The organism is Spirosoma arcticum (genome assembly GCF_054779955.1).
In genome coordinates, this window is the sequence record NZ_BAAGXG010000013.1 from 123,938 (window position 1) to 141,754 (window position 17,817).

The window sequence follows — 17,817 nt, forward strand, 5'->3', positions numbered from 1 at the left end:
TTAGAAGAAGATGTGAAAGAAGGCGACAGTGTTGCATCCGCAGGTGAAAAAGTGTCCGGTTTTGTCGTATCTATTGTCCGCTATCGGACGCTGCTAAAAGGTGATAGTGTAAGTAAGTTACTGGCAGACAGACACAAACAAAAGGTGGCACGGCACTTGATGTATTGCTGCTGATTCTCGTCGATGACCTTGAGAACCGCAACCGACGTGCCTCGGTACTGCCGGAAAATGTACGTACACTGCTCATTTTTACGGTGCAGATTCGCTTTCAAAATTAACTAATTATGATTCAACTCCGCAACGTCGCTAAGTTTTACCCCGCCGGGTTCGGTCGGGTTTACGTCCTGCGCAACATCGACCTCGACATCATGCAGGGCGAGTTTGTGTCCATCATGGGACCATCGGGATCGGGTAAGTCCACGCTGCTGCACATTTTGGGCCTGCTTGAAGAACCCTCCGAAGGCGAATATTTGTTCGAGGATCAGCCCGTGCAGAAGCTAACCGAGAAACGACGTACCGAACTCCACCGGACGCAGATTGGCTTCGTGTTCCAGGCTTATCACCTGATCGACGAACTGACGGTGTACGAAAACATCGAAACGCCCCTGCTTTACAAAGGCGTTGGCGGATCGGAGCGCAAAAGCCGCGTGGCCGAACTGCTCGACCGCTTCAACATGGTGGCTAAAAAAGATCTGTTTCCCGCACAGCTATCGGGTGGGCAGCAGCAGATCGTTGGTATTGCCCGCGCCTTAGCGGCTAAGCCAAGCGTCATTTTTGCCGACGAACCCACCGGAAATCTGCACTCCGATCAGGCCCGCGACATCATGGAACTGTTTCGCGAGCTGAACCAGAAAGACGGCGTCACCATTGTGCAGGTGACCCACTCCGAGCTGAACGCTGAATATGGTTCGCGCGTGGTGCGGCTGAAAGACGGCTGGCTGGTACCCGCTAAAGCAGTCCTGTAAAGAGCGCATCGGCTCGTTGGTGACCGGCAGGGTAGGTGCCTATGGTTTCGATGGACCGAATCCATTGGATGCCGCTCACATTACAGCAAAAAACGGCTTCGGCCAATGACAGCACGTGGGACTTGTGAAATCCAGCGTCGACCGCTTGCCCGACGGAAGCCGCTATTCGCAAAATGTGTTGGCGCATGATGCCGTTTACACAACCCGTCTCGATGGCGGGTGTGTAGAGTACGCCGTTATTGAACCAAAACAAGTTGGACGCCTGACATTCGGCGAGGTAATCGTCCGGGCTGGCATTGAGCAGAATAACGTCGTCTAAACCCTGTTCTATTTTCGCTATACCCGCCATCACGTAGGGAAGTGAACTCAACGTTTTGAAAGCGGAGTACGGCGAATACGTTAGGCGAGTATCTTTGTAGATGCCCACACTGGCCCGTTCGGTGATGGAAAAAGGGCGCCCCGGCTGGACCGTTATCAGGATGTTGGCCTCGTTAGTTGTCGGCGTATAAAGCCCACCGGTCTGTCGCCAAACCTGAATTTTAACGCGGGCGGGTTGATCGTTCAGATGGTTAGCCGCCAGTAGGTTCGTAATCAACTGATGGACAGTGACTTCGTTGACGTCAGGTGGTAAATTGAGGTGTAGCGCCTTCATGCCCGCCGTTAGGCGGGCGTAGTGAGCGGGCCAAAACCAAACCCGGTTCCGTTCGTAGCGGACTGTTTCAAACAGGCCATCACCGTATCGAAAGGCACGGTCGCTGGCGAAAAGTTGAAAATCAGTTTCCGCCAGTGTATCCGAATTATAAACCAAAAACATGCTCTGTTTGCGCCGTTTATCCTAAAACGGTAGCCGGGCCGAAGGTAAGTTTGTAACATTGAACTATCAAAAAATGATGAATATGCAATTGGCGTGGAAACAGACTCGGGTAGTGGTAGCCGTGTTGCTGACGGTTACTATATCGGCAAACGCGCAAAATAACGGAACACCCAGTCCCGGCGCGGTGGTGTCGCCCGGCGTGGTATCGCCCGGTGTCGGGGCAAACGCATCGACCCGGTTAGGTTTACAGCAATGCATTGACATCGCCCGGCAGAACAACATTCAGATTCGGCAGGGGCAGTTGACCGTTGCCAACAGCGATTTGCAATTGCGCCAGTCGCGGTTGAATCTGCTGCCAACGACCAATTTCCAGGCCAATCAGGGTCTCAACGGGGGACGAAGCATTAACATACAGAATAATGATTTTGTGCAGCAGACAATCCTGTCGGGTAGTTACCAACTGAACGCGTCGGCAACGCTGTATAACGGCATGGCTTTGCGCAATACCGTTAAGCAAAACGAATTAGCCCTTCAGGCGGGTCAGCAGGAGTTAACGGCTACTAACAATAATGTGTCGCTGACGGTGGCGCAAAACTACCTGAACGCGCTGACCGGTACGGAACAACTGATAATTGCCCAGCGTCAGGCTGACGTGGCACGAGCGCAGATCGAGCGAACCCAAAAATTGGTGAATGCTGGCTCACTTCCCGAAGCAAACCTGCTGGAACTCCAGGCAACGCTGGCCAATAACGAACTGGACATTGTGAACGCGCAGAATACGCTCGATCTGGCGAAAGTGTCATTGCTTCAGTCGATGAATGTACCGATCAATCAGGCGTTCGAGGTAGAACCCATCGTTGTGCCCGATCCTAATTTAAATCTTTACGCTGAGTCAGTTCAGCAAATCTTCGACGTAGCCGTTGGCAGCCTGCCTGAGGTAAAAGGGGCTGATTTGCGGGTCAAAAGTGCCGCATTGGGCGTTCAGGTGGCAAAAGGGGGGCTATATCCAACACTGAGTTTGAACGGTAACCTGAGTAGTATTTATTCCAGCGCGGCTAACCAGCAACAAGTGCCCAACGGGACAATTCAGCAATCGCAGCAGATTGTGGCTTACTTCACGGATCAAAATGGTGCTCAGCAGCCTGTGTACGGAGCTTCGCCCGGTTTCAATACGCTTGATGTTACGTATATCGACCAGCTTCGCAACAATTTCAACCAGTCGCTCTCGCTGTTTTTGCGGGTGCCTATTTTTCAGGGTAACTTGTCGCGGAACCGGATTACAACGGCTAAAATTCAGCAGCAGAATGCCGAACTTACTGCCATGAACACGCGTCTGACCTTACGCCAGCAGATTGAAACGGCCTACACCAACATGCGGGCCGGAGCCAACCGATACCGGGCTACGCAGGCGCAGGTAGCATCGCTGGAGCGGGCGTTTCAGGTCGCTGAAAGCCGGTTAAACGCCGGTGCCATCAACGCAACCGATTATAGCATTGCCAAAACGAATCTCGATCGCGCCCGTGCCAGTTTGGTGCAGGCCAAGTATGATTACGTATTCCGAACCAAAATTTTAGATTTTTACCAAAACAAACCGCTTGGCTTTTAATGGTCAATGAGCAAATGAGTGAATTAGCGAATAATTGCTGGTGCGATAGCTGTTTAGTTTAATTCACTCATTCACTCATTCGCTCATTCACGATTATGAAAAAGAAATCAAACCGAATTTGGTGGATACTGGGTGGACTCGTCGTTTTGCTCGTGGGGGGATTGGTAGCCGCTAAGCAAACAGGCATAATTGGTAAGCCAAAATCGACCGAAGTGGATTTTGCCCTTGTCAAACGTGCCGACATTACCGAGCGGGTTACGGCGTCGGGGCGCGTTCAGCCGCAGGTAGAAGTTAAAATCAGTCCCGACGTATCGGGCGAAATCATTGGCCTTTATGTCAACGAAGGCGATCCAGTTAAGGCCGGGCAACTGCTCGTTCGTATCCGGCCCGACAACTATGAGTCGCTGTTTTCGCGGGCACAGGCTACGGTCAACTCCAGCAGGGCGCAGTTGGAGCAGTCGAAAGCATCCGTTTCGCAGTCCGAAGCGCGGCTGATTCGGGCCAAAGCCGACTTCGAGCGCAATCGTAAACTATTGGCCGATAAGGTTATATCATCGGCTGATTTCGAGACCAGCGAAGCCAACTACAACGTGGCGAAGCAGGAAGTGGAAGCGTCCCGCGCCAACGTGCGGGCGGCTCAGTTCAACATTCAAAGTTCGCAGGCGGGTTTGCGCGATGCCAGCGAAAACCTGCGCAAGACAACAATTTATGCCCCTGTCAATGGAACAGTGTCTAAGCTGAACGTCGAATTGGGTGAGCGCGTCGTGGGTACGTCGCAAATGGCCGGTACGGAGATTATGCGCATTGCCAACCTGCAAAACATGGAAGTGCGCGTCAACGTCAACGAAAACGACATTGTGCGGGCTAACTTGGGCGACACCGCCGATATTGAAGTGGACTCGTACACCACCGCCGGGCGCAAGTTCAAAGGCGTCGTTTATGAAATTGCCAATACGGCCAATGGCCTGACGAGTTCGTCGGGGGCCGCTGCCGCTCTCTCGACCGATGCAGTGACCGAGTTTGAGGTGAAGGTGAAAATACTGAACAACTCATACGCCGACCTGCTGGCCGATAGAGGCAAGAAAGGCTATCCGTTTAAGCCGGGCATGACGGCCTCCGTCGAGATCATCACCGACCGGAAGCCGGGCGTATTGGCTGTACCGATTGCAGCCGTGACCACACGCGGTTCCGAGACGGACACCCCTCAAGACGAAGATAGACAAAACGGATCGGTTGACGAAAAACCGGCCGATCAGCCCGAAAAGAAAGAGAAAGTTAAAGAGATCGTGTTTGTGAACGTGGGTGGCAAAGCAACCCGGCGCGAGGTGAAAACCGGCATCAGCGATTTTGAGAACATCGAAATTGTGTCGGGCCTGAAACCGGGCGAACAGATCGTCTCCGGCCCGTTCATTGCCGTTTCGAAGCGGCTAAAAGATGGCGAATTAGTCGTGAAGCGCGACCCGAACAAAGCCAAGAAGAAGACTGAAGAAAAGGAAGACGAATAGCAAAGACACCCCTAAACTGATAAAAGCACTTACCAGAAATGATAAGTGCTTTTTTGTTGGCGGTCCGGACGGGACTCGAACCCGCGACCCCCTGCGTGACAGGCAGGTATTCTAACCAACTGAACTACCGAACCATTTCGATTGTCAGTCAACCGCAACGGCGGACCGTGTTGCTGTTTTCTTTTATCGTGGCACAAAAGTAGGCGGTTTGGCGTGTCGATGCAAGCCGATAACTCGAAAAAGTTTATTGTCTATTTCCTTTCAGGTTCCCAACGGTTGTAAATCAGTTGCTTTAGGGTCTAAAATAAATGATATACGTCGGAGTGCCCGCGTTGCGTTCGCGAACACACGCCTGAACTTAGAAAACGTTATTCGCCTTCGTCGGTGCTCAGTTCATTCGCTTCGTCGGTTGTCATTTTCTCGGCGTCATTGGCCTGTAAGCCATCGAGTGTTTCCTGTCGGGTGGCGAATGAACTGATGTCGGTATTACCAGGGCTGGCCGGGTTCGGGCGGTCCAGGTCGGTTTCGCTGATTTGCGGGGCGCTTGTTTGTTCGTTCATAACCGTTGTGTCCTTGAGTTTCTCCTAAAACGCTTCACTATACACAACTGTTTCCCGGATACGAACCTTTCGGCTTCTTCTAAAACCTTTGGCCGATAATTTGCAGTTATAGCTGTACACAATTCAGCTATGCAGCTTTTTTTACGCGTCCTCCGCTGGACTTCACTCACGTTATTGATAGGGGCAATCGGCACGCTGAGCGTTGCCTGGTTCATCGATTTTCGCCAAACCGACGGAGAACTAATCACCGAATTTAAAGGGCAGCGCATTCGTCCGTCCATTCACCGCTACCGGATTGCCGATCCCACCGGGGAATCGGAGCCGCGCACAATCCGATTCATGGAAACTACGTCGCCCAGTGATTCGATACTGCCGGTGGTTCTGTTCGTACACGGCGCTCCGAGTTCTTTGTCTTTCTTCAATGCGTTTTTCAAAGACACGACACTACTGAACCGCGCCCGGCTGGTGGCCGTCGACCGGCCGGGCTACGGCTATTCGGACTTCGGCTGGGTCGAAACGTCGATTGTGCGGCAGGCTGCATTCCTGCAGCCGCTCATTAACCGGTACAAGAAAGCTCCATTTCTACTGATCGTCGGCTCGTCGTACGGTGGGTCGGTGTCGGCGCGGCTGGCGATGAATAATCCCGGCCGGGTCAATCATGTGCTGTTTGTATCATCGGCGCTGGGTCCCGGTCTGGAGCGCACTTACCCAATCAGCTACTTTGCCGACAGCCCTCTGATCCGCTGGGTCGTGCCGACGTTATTACGGCTGGCTAATGATGAGAAGTTAGCCCACCGGCAGGCACTGGAAGCAATTTTGCCCGACTGGCCCAAGATCAGGGCCAACATTACTATGCTTCATGGTCAGCGCGATGAGCTGGTTTACCCAACCAATGTGCTGTTCGCCCAGAAACAATTGGTTAACGCCCGCGTGAAGCAGTTTCTGCTGCCCGAAAATCGCCATGATATCGTCTTTAATAAACGAGCGTACATGACCGAAATCCTGCTCAATATCTTAACCCAGCGCGAGGTTAAAGAGACGGTGAAGGCTAAGCTGATGGCGGGGAGATGAGTTGGTCAGTCAGTGAGTCAATGACTGACCAACTCACTGACTACTACAACACCAGCGCCGGGAGCCAGAACACGCCGTCGCCGAGCCAGCGGTAGCGTTCGTGTTTGAGAAAGTAAGCCGGATAGCGCTGGATACCGTAGAGCGCCAGACTCATCAGCCCCAGCATCAGGGCCGACCGTTGGGCGAAACGATTGGTAATGACGAAGCACAGCACAAACCCACTGGCTATTACGCCGAAGGTCAGCCAGCGCAGGAGGGTGTCGCAGCGTTCGTCGCCCCAGGCGGTCGCTAATGAAAACGTTGCTGCGCCGGAATGAGTTACGCCTAATAATTCCCGTTTCTCCATCACGTCAAATAAAATCAGATTCTGAAAGGCAATGCCAACGAACATAAGCGCTTCGGTAATCTCGATGCCGCTTACCACCGGCCGCTGTACCCACACGCTGCCCCAGATTCCCGCCGAAAAAAGTAAGGCAACCAACGGCTCTTTCAGCAATAGAGCCGGATGCCACGCCGGAAGCCGAAATACGGTCACGACGTAGGCCCCACAGATGCCACCCAGCACGAATCCAAACCTGATAACGCTGCCCGGCAGGAAAAACGTCAGGATCAACCCCAACGCGGTTGCTCCAGCCACTACGCACCAGAGTAATGTAGTATACCGATGGTGAAACCGGTGGCGGTTGGTGGGTGGGCGGTTCGGCTGCCGGATGTCTAACAGCCGGTCGGTAGTGTAAATAACGAATACGGCCAGTGCCAGCACAATGGGCGTGGCCCAGTGAACGGGCGCAACGTCGGACAGCCGGGTTGCCATCCGATTGGAGAGAACAGCACCCATCACGACGGGAAGACTCAGGTAATAAGCAGTACGAACAGACGTGAGCACAGCAAGTACGTTTCTAATGAGTCTCTATTGCGGATGGGACCAGCCACGGCTCAACCCGGCTGATGATCTCCACTGCCTGACCAACCCGCAACCGGCCGTTCGTGTTTGCGTCGGCCAGCACGTTCTGGCCAAAGAGGATTTTGTGTTTCCACCGCCGGTACTGCGCCAGTGTGTGGAGTGGTTCCTGGCCTTTCTGCCCCGTTGCGGGGTCAATCGTGGTTAGTACACAACGGGCGCAGGGTTTCACTCCGTAAAAATTCATATCGCCAATCCTGAACTGCTGCCAGGCGTCCTCGTCATAGGGCAAGCTCCCACTAACAACCACATTGGGCCGGAACCGAGCCATCGCGATGGGCTGTGGCAACCGCTGGTTGAGATCGTTGAGCGAGGCCTGCCCGATAAGCAGATACGGGTAGCCATCGGCAAAACTAACCGCCGATGGTCGGCCCTGGGCGTCGGGATGGTCGTAGGCTGGATCAACGGGCCGACGGGTGCTGTCGGGCATAAAAACTAATCGGCAGGGTTTGCCCAGCGCGTCCGAGAACCAGCGGTCGGCTTCCAGGCTGACCAAGGAGGCCGGTACATTCTCGTCGTCCCAGATCGACACGGATAGGGCCTCGTCCGCTGCGTCCGGCGAAACGGTCAGTGGCAGAACCAGTACGTTGTCGGGCCGGTGGCGGTGCCACACGCGCAGTGTCTGGTCTGGGTCGATAGCTACGTCGATCAGGGCCATGTGGTGGTTGGTCCGCTGGGTCATAAAATCGCCGGAGGGCGTAACGAGCATAAACCGCCGGTCGTGCCGGAAGCCTTTCTCCTCAACAACCGCTTCGGATACGGAGATGCCGCCGAGCGATTTGATGGGGTAAATGTAGAGGTGGGAGAGGGTTAGCATAGTCAGTAAGTTAGTCAGTCGGTGGGTCAGTGAGTCGGTCAGTGACTGGCTAACTGACCAACTTACTCATATACTCATTCTCGGCATCGGACTAACGGTTTGGGGCGTAAACGTTCCCTGCTCGTACTTGAACCGGGCGGCCATTGCAATCATGGCCGCGTTGTCGGTGCAGTACTCAAAACGCGGGATATACACGGTCCAGCCCTGTTCAGCGCCGAGCTGCGTCAGGGTGGTGCGCAGACCGCTGTTGGCCGATACACCCCCCGCAATGGCAATTTCGCGGATGCCCGTTTCGCGGGCCGCCCGTTTTAGTTTTGTCAGGAGCATCTGGACCAGCGTGTGCTGAATGCTGGCGCAAATATCGGGCAAATGCTGCGCAATGAAATCCGGGTTGGCTTTTGTATTGTCGCGCAGGAAATATAGAATGGCCGTTTTAATGCCGCTAAAGGAGAAATTCAACTCCGGCATGTCGCCCATTGGAAACCGATACGCCAGCGGATTACCACCCTGGGCGTACTTGTCGATGAGCGGCCCGCCGGGGTAGGGCAGCCCCAGCAGTTTGGCCGACTTATCAAAGGCTTCGCCCACGGCGTCGTCCTGCGTTTGGCCAATGATGGTCATGTCGAGCGGTCCATCAACGCGCACGATTTGCGTATGGCCCCCGCTGACGGTCAGGCACAGAAATGGAAACGTCGGGTGGGGCGCGTCAATGAAATGAGCCAGTACGTGGGCCTGCATGTGGTTGACCTCGATGAGTGGAATGTTCAGACCCAGCGCCATTGCTTTAGCAAACGAGGTACCCACCAGCAGCGACCCCAGCAAACCCGGCCCCCGCGTGAAGGCAATGGCCGACAAGTCTGATTTTGCTGTTTTTGCGTCGGACAGGGCACGTTCCACAACGGGCAGAATATGCTGCTGATGCGCCCGCGATGCTAATTCGGGCACCACGCCCCCGTACTGTTCATGGATCAACTGCGTAGCCACGACGTTCGCCCGCATGTGCCCGTCCGTCAGAACAGCCGCCGACGTTTCGTCGCAGGAAGACTCAATGGCTAAAATAGTCACCGTATTAAAACTATTGAAGGAGGAATTCTGTAGGGTATATAATGGAACCGGTTACTAAACCGTTCCCTTCGTTAGTGGTCCAAACTGCGTTTATTTTTCCGTAATTGTTGTAAATTAGGCCTTTCCGCCCTGGATGCGTCAGCTTTTCGCCATAGTTCTTAAAACGCTGCTCTACCTCTTTCTGACGGTAGCCGTGCTGACGCTGGGTGTATTGCTGAGTCTGCAAATTCCGGCGGTGCAGACGCGCATTGCGCAGGAAGTGGCCCGGCGGGTATCCGACAAACTCCAGTTTCCGGTTGCCATCGACGGCGTTTCGATTAAGTGGTTCGACTCGCTGACGCTCGAAGGCGTGCGCATCAAAGACCGGGAAGGACGGTCGATGATTACGGTCGGGCGGCTCGATGCGGATTATAACCTGCAAAACCTCATCGACTCATCGGCGCATAATCTGCATTTAGATGAGGTAGTGCTCTACCGGCCCGACGTGCGGATGATTAAGAATCCGAAGACCGGCGACACCAACCTCGACGAGTTCATTGCCCGCATTCAGGAACTTACCTCCGACCCGACCAAGCCCAGCGTACCCAATCAGAACGTTCCCTTCACGGTGGCCCGCGTGACCTTAGCCGAAGGCACCTACACGCTCCACGATCCGCGTGAACCGTTCATGCGCAACGCCAAAAACTTTGATTACAACCACTTTACGCTCCAGCATCTCAACGCGGACGTTAAAAATCTGCTCGTTTTGGGCGACACGGTTGCGTTCGACGTTAAGGGCTTGTCGGGCGTGGACCGGGATTCGCGCCTGAAAATTCGCCAGTTGGACACGGATTTTCTGTACTGCAATACCAACATGAAACTGGCGAAGCTGTACGCCCATATCGGCAACTCGGTGATTCGCCATGAACTGACGTTTTTCTACGACCGCCCATCCGCATTTGGGCATTTTAACAGTCGGGTGGTCATGCGGGCCATGCTCCGCGACAGTGAAGTGCGGTCGAAAGACCTTGGCTACTTCTCAAGCTACCTGCGCGGCCTTAATGAAACCTGGTTGCTGAGCGGTATTTTCACGGGTACCGTTGAGAACTTCCGGCTCCGCAATACCGACCTGCGCTTTGGCACCAACGGCCGCAGTCGGCTGACGGGCGACATGGCGTGGAAGGGACTGCCCGACATTGACAAAACAACGGTTGATTTTGCGTTTACGCCCTCGGTTGTGACAATGGCCGATATCCGGCAGTACTACCCCGACACGTCGTTTAATCACACGATTCAGAAATTAGGTACGGTCGCGTTTAACGCGACGTTTGCCGGGGCATTCGATGATTTCAAGACCAAAGGCCAGTTCCGTACGGCTATCGGTACCGTAGCGGGTGATTTAGCACTTAAATGGGCCAACCAGCCTGACCAGACGACTTACGCAGCGACGGTACGGGGCGAAAACCTTGATCTTGGTCAACTGATTGACCGGCCCGACCAGTTTGGCAAACTCGATGGTGAGGGCCGTATCGTGGGCCGGGGTACTGATTTGGAACGGGCCAGTGTAGACGTTGATGGGCGGCTCGGCCGGTTTGGTTGGCAAGGATACGACTACCGGGGCGTGACGCTCGAAGGGAACCTGCAAAAAGCGTTCTTCCACGGACACGTCGATCTGCGCGACCCTAATCTGGCGTTCGCCGTCGATGGTGAATTTGATCTGCGTGGCCCCCGCAATCGCTTCGATCTGCGCGGTGCGGTGCAGCACGCCGATCTGCGGGCACTGGGCTACCTGACCGATTCATTAGCGATTCGCACGAATCTGGATGTGCAGTTAGACGGTAATAAACTCGATGACATCGTGGGCAATGCGTACTTTCGTAATGCCACCGTGAGCCTGAACGGACGCAATCTATCCATCGATACGCTCTCGATCGTATCGTCTATCGAACGGCAGACGAGCGGCATTAGCGGCTCAGCTACAGCGTCCGACTCGCTGGGTACACAGCGGTATTTTGACTTCGACTCCGATTTTCTGACGGCCCGCCTACAGGGTAACTTCAAGCCCCGGCAGACCGTTAGCGACCTGACCCGGCTGGCGCGGGAATACGGACTTTTTTTTGCGGGTGATGCGGCCAGGATGAAAACGTACTACGATCAGAAACGGCAGCAGTCGGATGCACTGATCCAGCGCTACGGAGTTGATTATCAATTTCTTGCTAAAGACGCCCGCCCGTTGCTCACGTTTCTGGACCCGTCGGTTTACGTGGCTCCCCAAACGCGGGTGGAGGGGCGTTTCACGGCCGACAATACGCAATTCCTGACGGCTACCGTCAAAACGGACTCCATGCGGTTTGGGACGCTGGGATTTGGGCCGAGCGATCTGGATTTGACGACCTCTAAACAAACTTATGGCGAGTCCGTGCTGGCGTCGGCGATTCTATCGTCGCAGCGGCAGGCGCTGAGTTCACTCGTGCCAACGCGTAATTTGCAGGCCGAAGCCTCGTGGGATGTTGATCATATCACGTTCACAAGCAGCATTGAGCAGGCCAACAGCCCCAATCGGGCCGATCTGAACGGTGAACTGCGCTTTAAGGGCGACGCCATCGACCTGAGCTTCCGTCGGTCGGACCTGCGGGTGCTGGATGGCGACTGGGTGCTTAATCCGCAGAGTATTGTCCGGAAAGTTGGTGACGAATACACCATCCTGAACCTGTCGGTACTAAATCAGAACCAGGTTATTCTGGCTTCGGGAAAACTCTCGCCCGACTCGGTGCAGAGCCTGAACCTCGAAGCCCGCAACTTCCTGCTCGAATCCCTGAATCCGGTGCTCAATACCACTCTCGGCGGAACGCTGAACGGCAAGCTGTCGGTTCGCGACGTGTATCAGACCCCCATCATTGAGAGTCAACTGCTGGTGCGCGACCTGTCGTATGAGAAGACGCTGATTGGCGACGTGCGGGGTCGGGTTGAGTGGGATCAGGTAACAAAACGGCTCAACGTCGACGCGAACGTGAACCGCAATGGCGCGGACGTGGTGACGCTGGCGGGTAACTACACCCCCCAGCGAAAAACGAACCCACTGGCGCTGACGGCAAACCTCAACAACGCCGATCTAAACACGCTGGAGCCGTTTACGACGGGGCTATTCTCGAACCTCGGCGGCACGGCTGCGGGTACGGTGGCCGTTTCGGGTACGCCCTCGGCTCCGGTGCTTGTTGGTGAGGTGGCCGTGCGGGGCGGGCGTGGGCGGTTCGATTACCTGAAGGCCGACTTTGCGTTCGATGATACCGTGTACTTCGGCGAAAACGAAATCATCACCCGGCGGCTGGTCCTGCGCGACCCCGAAGGCAACACGGCTCAACTGCGCGGGGGTGTTTACCACGACGGATTCCGGTACTTTACGCTGGGCTTCGACGCTGATTTTAAAAGCTTCCGAATTCTGAACACGACGGCCAAAGACAATGAGTTGTTCTACGGGCAGGCCGTGGTGACGGGGAAGGCCGAACTCTATGGCCCCATCGATAACTTAGTGATTCGCGCCAACGTTGCCAGTAACCGAGGAACCCGGATTTATATTCCACTGGATGGCGCTACATCCGTCGCTTCCGATGACAAGATTCGATTCGTTAATCGCCGGGATAGATCGACCGGTCAAACGGCCAGTACGGCTGATCCCGATGCCCGGTCAACCCAGACCAATCCAGGCCGGGTCACGACGGCATCCGAGATCGACCTGTCGAGGATTCAGATGGATTTTAACTTCGACATTACACCGGATGCCTACTGCGAAATCCAGTTGGACCGTCAGACTGGCGATATCATTAAAGCCTACGGACAGGGACGGCTGGGCATGAAGGTGGATACGAAGGGTGATTTTACGATGACGGGCAACTACGAGATTCTGAAAGGCGACTACACCTTCACGTTCCAGAATATTATCAATAAACGGTTTCAGATTCAGCCCAATAGCCGCATTACCTGGACCGGCGACCCGTACGGCGCGTTGCTGGACGTAACGGCCGCGTACACCCAATACACCTCGCTGGCTCCGCTGCTGGCCAACGGATCAACTTCGAACGCGACCAAAAGTGCTGATCAGACGCGTCGGTATCCAGTCAATCTACTCATCAAACTCAACGGTGATTTAGGTTCGCCCGCCATCAACTACGACCTGGATGTGAAAGAGTACCCGTCGTCGTCCGAGTTTCGGCAGGCGGTTACGGCATTTGAGGCCCGGCTTCAGAGCAACGAGCAGGAACTGACCCGGCAGGTTAGCAGTGTGCTGCTGTTCAATCAGTTGCTGCCGGAGGGAGCGGGCCTGTTCGATCAGGGGCAGGTGAACACGGGCGTGGCCAACAGCGTGAGTGAGTTGCTCTCAAACCAGATCAGCCGGTTAGCATCGAACCTGAGCGAGAACTTGGACGTTGGCGTGTCGTTTGGTGGGTTCACGGGTAGCATTCAGAACGAAAACCTGCTCAACAATCTCCAGTTGCGATTTTCGTACCGGCTCCTGAACGACCGGCTCCGCATTAGCCGCGACGGTGGATTTACGTATGGGCAAAGCCAGACTAACGCAGCCAGTCTGCTCGGTGAATGGACTCTTGAGTATTTTATCACCCCCGACGGTCGGCTGCGGGCCAAAGTGTACAACCGGAATCAGCAGAGTGTACTGAGCCAAAATAGCCTTAACAGCACAATTTCGACGGGTGGTGGGCTGAGTTTTCTGTACACCCGTTCGTTCAACCGGCTCTTCGGCAGCAAACGCAACGCCCCCGGCCTAACTCCTGTTCCGCCCGTTGAGGAACCTAAGACGCCAACCCCGACGCCTGCTTCGGTCACCACTGTTTCGAGCCGGGAGAAGCTGTAAAGGGATAAACAACGCCAATTTTGTCTTTCACCGGCAACTACCCGTTGCCTGATGAATCACTCCCGAACACTTGGCTGGTCGTTTGTGCTGGTTGTGCTGCTCGCCTGTAACAAAAGCGAGGAAACGCCCGCGCAAACGCCTTCTCTGCCCTCTGCCCAACCGTCTCCGCCCCGGTTGCTGGCGAATCAGCAGGCGTTTTACCCGCGTACGATTCAACTGCAACACCAGCCTGCCGGGATGACTCCGGGTCGGTTGCTGACCTCATTCGATACCAACGATATACACGCGGCTCTATTCACCAGCGACGACAACGGTCAAACGTGGCAACCGCTGGCAACGGTGCAGGACGAATCCAGCGCCTGGCACTGTTGCAATGGGCTTTGGGAGTTTCCGCAGCCGCTGGGTCAGTTTCCGGCGGGTACGCTGTTCTGGTCGCCGTCGATGGGGTGCCCCCGCGATCCGCGCTGCGATGCGGCTATCAAGATCCGGCGCAGCACGGACGGAGGCCAGTCGTGGCAGGCTCATGCTACGCTTGTGACGGGAAGCGTCGGCCTGTGGGAGCCGGAGTTCATGGTCGATGCGAAGGGGCAGTTAGTGGCCTATTATTCGACGGAGCAGTACAGGACGGACGGATTCAATCAATTGCTGGCGCACAAAGTATCGACCGATGGTGGCCTGACATGGGGGGCGGAAGTGCGCGACGTAGCTCTGCCCGACACGCCTAACCAAAAAATACGCCCCGGCATGGCCATCGTCCGGCAACTGCCCGACAAAACGTACGCGATGGTCTACGAAATCTGCGGACTGGGCTGCGACGTGTACATTCGGTTCTCGAACGATGGTCTCGACTGGGGTAACCCCACCGACCCCGGCACCCGTATTGAATCGGATAAGGGCCAGCATTTTGCCCATGCGCCTTCGGTTGCGGTGGCTCCCAATGGCAGTCTGATCGTGGTGGGGCAGATGGTAATGGACGCGGCCGGGAAAGTAACTGCCGATAATGGTCGGATTGTGATGGTGCAAAATGGGAGACGTGGCCCGTGGACTCAACTGGTCGCTCCGGTTCCCGTGCCCGAAGCTAACAATACGCCATGCCCTAATTACTCCTCACAGTTGCTGCTGTTGCCCGCGACGAATAGCCTGCTGGAAGTGGCGCTCAAACCCAATGGCGGGACGTGTAAACCGTACGTTGCGACCCTTCCGCTGCCCGCTGACTTCTTCAACCGGTGAGAATTCAGTCAATTTCTGCTTCTTAATTATACTGCACTCTCCCTTTACCCATGAAACGCTTTTTCTATTTACTCCTGTTGCTTAGCCTGCCCGCTGTCCCGCTCCTGGCGCAGCGCACCTTCACGAACCCCATCAAGTCGTCTGGTCCGGACCCGTGGGTGCTGCAAAAAGACGGTTGGTATTATTATATGAACACCACCGGCCGCAACCTGACGCTCTGGAAAACCCGCAACATGGCCGACCTCGCCACCGCCGAGAGCAAGGTGATCTACACGCCCCCGGCCGGGCAACCTTATTCCAAAGAACTGTGGGCACCCGAAATCCATTCGTTCAACGGTAAGTGGTACGTTTACTTCTCAGCGGACTCGCTCAACAACCTCAGCCACCGGGTATGGGTCATCGAAAATCCATCGCCCGATCCCATGCAGGGCGAGTGGATAATGAAAGGCAAGATTGGCGATGCAGCAAACCATTGGGAAATCGACATGTCGGTGATGGAGTATAACGGTCAGCTCTACGCGGCCTGGTCGGGATGGGAGGGACCCACCAATGGGCGGCAGGATATTTACATTGCCAAACTCAAAAATCCGTGGACGCTGGACGGCGACCGGGTCAAGATTTCGCAGCCCGATCTGCCGTGGGAGCAGCACGGCGCAACGCCCGTTGAATGGCAGAAAAATGGTGAACCACCCGTAATCTTAGTCAACGAAGGACCGGAGTTCCTGCGCCACGACGATAAACTGTTCATCGTGTACTCGGCCAACGCCTGCTGGCTCGACTACTGCATGGGCTTGCTGACTTACACCGGCACGGGCGACCTGACCGACCCTAAAAGCTGGACAAAAAGCCAGCAGCCCGTGTTTACGCAGGCTTCTGAAAACGGGGTGTGGGCACCTGGCCACGGTGGGTTCTTTCGCTCGGCTAATCAGGACTGGATGATTTACCACGCCAATCCCTCGGCTACGGACGGCTGCGGCAACAAACGCGCTCCGCACATTCAGCCCTTTGCGTGGAATGCTGATGGTACGCCCAACTTTGGTAAGCCAATGCCCAAAACACCCATGCCAGTGCCGGGCGAATAAACGCGGGATATAAATCGTTTTTTGATAGACAACCCCTACCCTCAATGTACAAACTCGTTTTCCCGGCTGCCCTTGCCGTACTTATCAGTCTCAACGGCTGCGGACCAACCAACAAAACCGAACAGAAAGCAACCGACTCCATCGCCGTTGCCACCGGCGATACGACGGCCATGATCGGCGCAAAACTTCCAGACCCAGGTTCGTTCGCGGGTGAGGTGAACGGCAAGAAGGCGGAACTGTTTATCTTGAAGAATGACGCTATTCAAGTCGCTATCAGCAATTACGGTGCCCGGATTGTGGGACTGCTGATGCCTGATAAAATGGGTAAGCAAACCGACGTTGTGCCGGGTTTTGCCAGTGTTGCTGCCTACCAGAAAGCCAACGAACCGTTCTACGGACCCATCGTTGGGCGGTTTGGCAACCGGATTGCGAAGGGTAAATTCACGCTCGATGGCAAGACCTACCAGACTGAACTCAACAATAACGGTAATACACTCCACAGCGGACCGAGCGGTTTCCACACCCACGTCTGGGATGCCAAACAGTCCGGCGATAAAACGCTCGAACTGACGTACGTATCGAAAGACGGCGAAGGCGGTTTTCCCGGCACGGTAACGACGAAAGTAACTTACTCGCTCACGGACGACAACGCCCTGCGCATCGACTATTCAGCGACGACCGACAAAGCCACGCCCTACAACCCGACGAGTCACGGCTTTTTTAACCTGAACGGCGAAGCAAGCGGCACCATCAACAACCACGTGCTGATGATCGACGCCGACCGGTATTCAATCGTGGACAAGGGTCTCATTCCGCAGGGCGAACCGGTGCCGGTGGCCGGAACGCCGTTCGATTTTCGGAAGCCAACGGCCATTGGGTCGCGGGTGAACGAGAAAAACGAACAGCTAACATTCGGTGGAGGCTACGACCACAACTGGGTATTGAAAAAGAATAATCCGGCGATGACAAAAGCCGGAGAAATCACGGGTGACAAATCGGGTATCAAAATGGAAGTGCTGACGACCGAACCAGCTTTGCAGTTTTACGGCGGCAATTTCTTTACCGGCAACGATACGGGTAAGTATGGCAAGGCCACCAACTACCGCGAAGCCTTCGCCCTCGAAACACAGCACTACCCCGACTCGCCCAACCACCCAACCTATCCGAGTACAATCCTGAAACCCGGTCAGACGTACAGACAGACGACAGAGTACCGGTTCTCGGTGGTCAAGTAGTAGTTTTTCCGACAGGATTACAAAGTAACAAATCCTGTTTAATCCTGTCAAAAGGAAAAT

The 17,817-nt window shown here is 55.1% G+C and carries 13 protein-coding genes and 1 tRNA gene; 8 read left to right on the top strand and 6 right to left on the bottom strand.

Annotated elements, in window-relative coordinates; all coding sequences use genetic code 11:
• The first annotated feature begins 284 nt into the window (after positions 1-284).
• Positions 285-965, top strand: coding sequence for an ABC transporter ATP-binding protein (locus ACYVHB_RS24850; RefSeq protein ID WP_461054517.1), 681 nt, complete (start codon positions 285-287; stop codon positions 963-965).
• Here ACYVHB_RS24850 and ACYVHB_RS24855 read toward each other — a convergent pair.
• Positions 949-1,779 carry an aminotransferase class IV gene (locus ACYVHB_RS24855; RefSeq protein WP_461054518.1) on the bottom strand — a complete coding sequence of 277 codons (831 nt, stop codon included), beginning with the start codon at positions 1,777-1,779 and terminating at the stop codon, positions 949-951. The genes ACYVHB_RS24850 and ACYVHB_RS24855 overlap by 17 nt on opposite strands.
• Before the next feature lie 73 nt (positions 1,780-1,852).
• On the opposite strand from ACYVHB_RS24855, the gene ACYVHB_RS24860 reads away from it, so the two are divergent.
• On the top strand, positions 1,853-3,385 hold the full coding sequence (locus ACYVHB_RS24860; protein ID WP_461054519.1) for a TolC family protein: 1,533 nt from the start codon (positions 1,853-1,855) through the stop codon (positions 3,383-3,385).
• Between the two features lie 95 nt (positions 3,386-3,480).
• A complete protein-coding gene (locus ACYVHB_RS24865) occupies positions 3,481-4,890 on the top strand; it encodes an efflux RND transporter periplasmic adaptor subunit (RefSeq protein ID WP_461054520.1) in 1,410 nt (469 codons plus the stop codon).
• Positions 4,891-4,947: 57 nt separating this feature from the next.
• Here the strand turns inward: ACYVHB_RS24865 and ACYVHB_RS24870 are convergent.
• Positions 4,948-5,024: transfer RNA gene (locus ACYVHB_RS24870), tRNA-Asp, on the bottom strand.
• Between the two features lie 234 nt (positions 5,025-5,258).
• Positions 5,259-5,450, bottom strand: coding sequence for a hypothetical protein (locus ACYVHB_RS24875; protein WP_461054521.1), 192 nt, complete (start codon positions 5,448-5,450; stop codon positions 5,259-5,261).
• A gap of 129 nt (positions 5,451-5,579) precedes the next feature.
• Between ACYVHB_RS24875 and ACYVHB_RS24880 the strand changes: the two genes are divergently transcribed.
• Positions 5,580-6,521: an alpha/beta fold hydrolase gene (locus tag ACYVHB_RS24880; RefSeq protein ID WP_461054522.1), complete on the top strand. Its 942-nt coding sequence runs from the start codon at positions 5,580-5,582 to the stop codon at positions 6,519-6,521.
• Between the two features lie 43 nt (positions 6,522-6,564).
• Here ACYVHB_RS24880 and ACYVHB_RS24885 read toward each other — a convergent pair whose 3' ends face one another.
• From ACYVHB_RS24885 to tsaD, 3 genes are all read right to left on the bottom strand, one after another.
• Positions 6,565-7,407, bottom strand: coding sequence for a UbiA prenyltransferase family protein (locus ACYVHB_RS24885; RefSeq protein ID WP_461054523.1), 843 nt, complete (start codon positions 7,405-7,407; stop codon positions 6,565-6,567).
• A gap of 13 nt (positions 7,408-7,420) precedes the next feature.
• The gene (locus ACYVHB_RS24890; protein WP_461054524.1) at positions 7,421-8,299 is read right to left on the bottom strand and encodes an MOSC domain-containing protein; all 879 of its coding nucleotides are present in this window, start codon (positions 8,297-8,299) and stop codon (positions 7,421-7,423) included.
• A 66-nt stretch (positions 8,300-8,365) separates the two neighbouring features.
• Positions 8,366-9,364, bottom strand: coding sequence for a tRNA (adenosine(37)-N6)-threonylcarbamoyltransferase complex transferase subunit TsaD (gene tsaD / locus ACYVHB_RS24895; RefSeq protein ID WP_461054525.1), 999 nt, complete (start codon positions 9,362-9,364; stop codon positions 8,366-8,368).
• Positions 9,365-9,497: 133 nt separating this feature from the next.
• On the opposite strand from tsaD, the gene ACYVHB_RS24900 reads away from it, so the two are divergent.
• The 4 genes from ACYVHB_RS24900 to ACYVHB_RS24915 are packed head-to-tail and all read left to right on the top strand — an operon-like array spanning position 9,498 to position 17,757.
• Positions 9,498-14,210: a translocation/assembly module TamB domain-containing protein gene (locus tag ACYVHB_RS24900; RefSeq protein WP_461054526.1), complete on the top strand. Its 4,713-nt coding sequence runs from the start codon at positions 9,498-9,500 to the stop codon at positions 14,208-14,210.
• 51 nt (positions 14,211-14,261) lie between these two features.
• Positions 14,262-15,440, top strand: coding sequence for a sialidase family protein (locus ACYVHB_RS24905; RefSeq protein WP_461054527.1), 1,179 nt, complete (start codon positions 14,262-14,264; stop codon positions 15,438-15,440).
• Positions 15,441-15,490: 50 nt separating this feature from the next.
• Positions 15,491-16,522, top strand: coding sequence for a glycoside hydrolase family 43 protein (locus tag ACYVHB_RS24910; RefSeq protein ID WP_461054528.1), 1,032 nt, complete (start codon positions 15,491-15,493; stop codon positions 16,520-16,522).
• A gap of 44 nt (positions 16,523-16,566) precedes the next feature.
• A complete protein-coding gene (locus ACYVHB_RS24915) occupies positions 16,567-17,757 on the top strand; it encodes an aldose epimerase family protein (protein ID WP_461054529.1) in 1,191 nt (396 codons plus the stop codon).
• The last annotated feature ends 60 nt before the right edge of the window (positions 17,758-17,817 follow it).

What these genes read in the sequence shown, in the direction of transcription:
- ACYVHB_RS24860 (WP_461054519.1), top strand. Translation starts at nt 1,853, where the DNA reads ATGATGAATATGCAATTGGCGTGGAAACAGACTCGGGTAGTGGTAGCC.
- ACYVHB_RS24875 (WP_461054521.1), bottom strand. Translation starts at nt 5,450, where the DNA reads ATGAACGAACAAACAAGCGCCCCGCAAATCAGCGAAACCGACCTGGAC.
- ACYVHB_RS24910 (WP_461054528.1), top strand. Translation starts at nt 15,491, where the DNA reads ATGAAACGCTTTTTCTATTTACTCCTGTTGCTTAGCCTGCCCGCTGTC.
- ACYVHB_RS24900 (WP_461054526.1), top strand. Translation starts at nt 9,498, where the DNA reads ATGCGTCAGCTTTTCGCCATAGTTCTTAAAACGCTGCTCTACCTCTTT.
- ACYVHB_RS24865 (WP_461054520.1), top strand. Translation starts at nt 3,481, where the DNA reads ATGAAAAAGAAATCAAACCGAATTTGGTGGATACTGGGTGGACTCGTC.
- ACYVHB_RS24855 (WP_461054518.1), bottom strand. Translation starts at nt 1,779, where the DNA reads ATGTTTTTGGTTTATAATTCGGATACACTGGCGGAAACTGATTTTCAA.
- ACYVHB_RS24890 (WP_461054524.1), bottom strand. Translation starts at nt 8,299, where the DNA reads ATGCTAACCCTCTCCCACCTCTACATTTACCCCATCAAATCGCTCGGC.
- ACYVHB_RS24880 (WP_461054522.1), top strand. Translation starts at nt 5,580, where the DNA reads ATGCAGCTTTTTTTACGCGTCCTCCGCTGGACTTCACTCACGTTATTG.
- ACYVHB_RS24915 (WP_461054529.1), top strand. Translation starts at nt 16,567, where the DNA reads ATGTACAAACTCGTTTTCCCGGCTGCCCTTGCCGTACTTATCAGTCTC.
- ACYVHB_RS24850 (WP_461054517.1), top strand. Translation starts at nt 285, where the DNA reads ATGATTCAACTCCGCAACGTCGCTAAGTTTTACCCCGCCGGGTTCGGT.
- ACYVHB_RS24905 (WP_461054527.1), top strand. Translation starts at nt 14,262, where the DNA reads ATGAATCACTCCCGAACACTTGGCTGGTCGTTTGTGCTGGTTGTGCTG.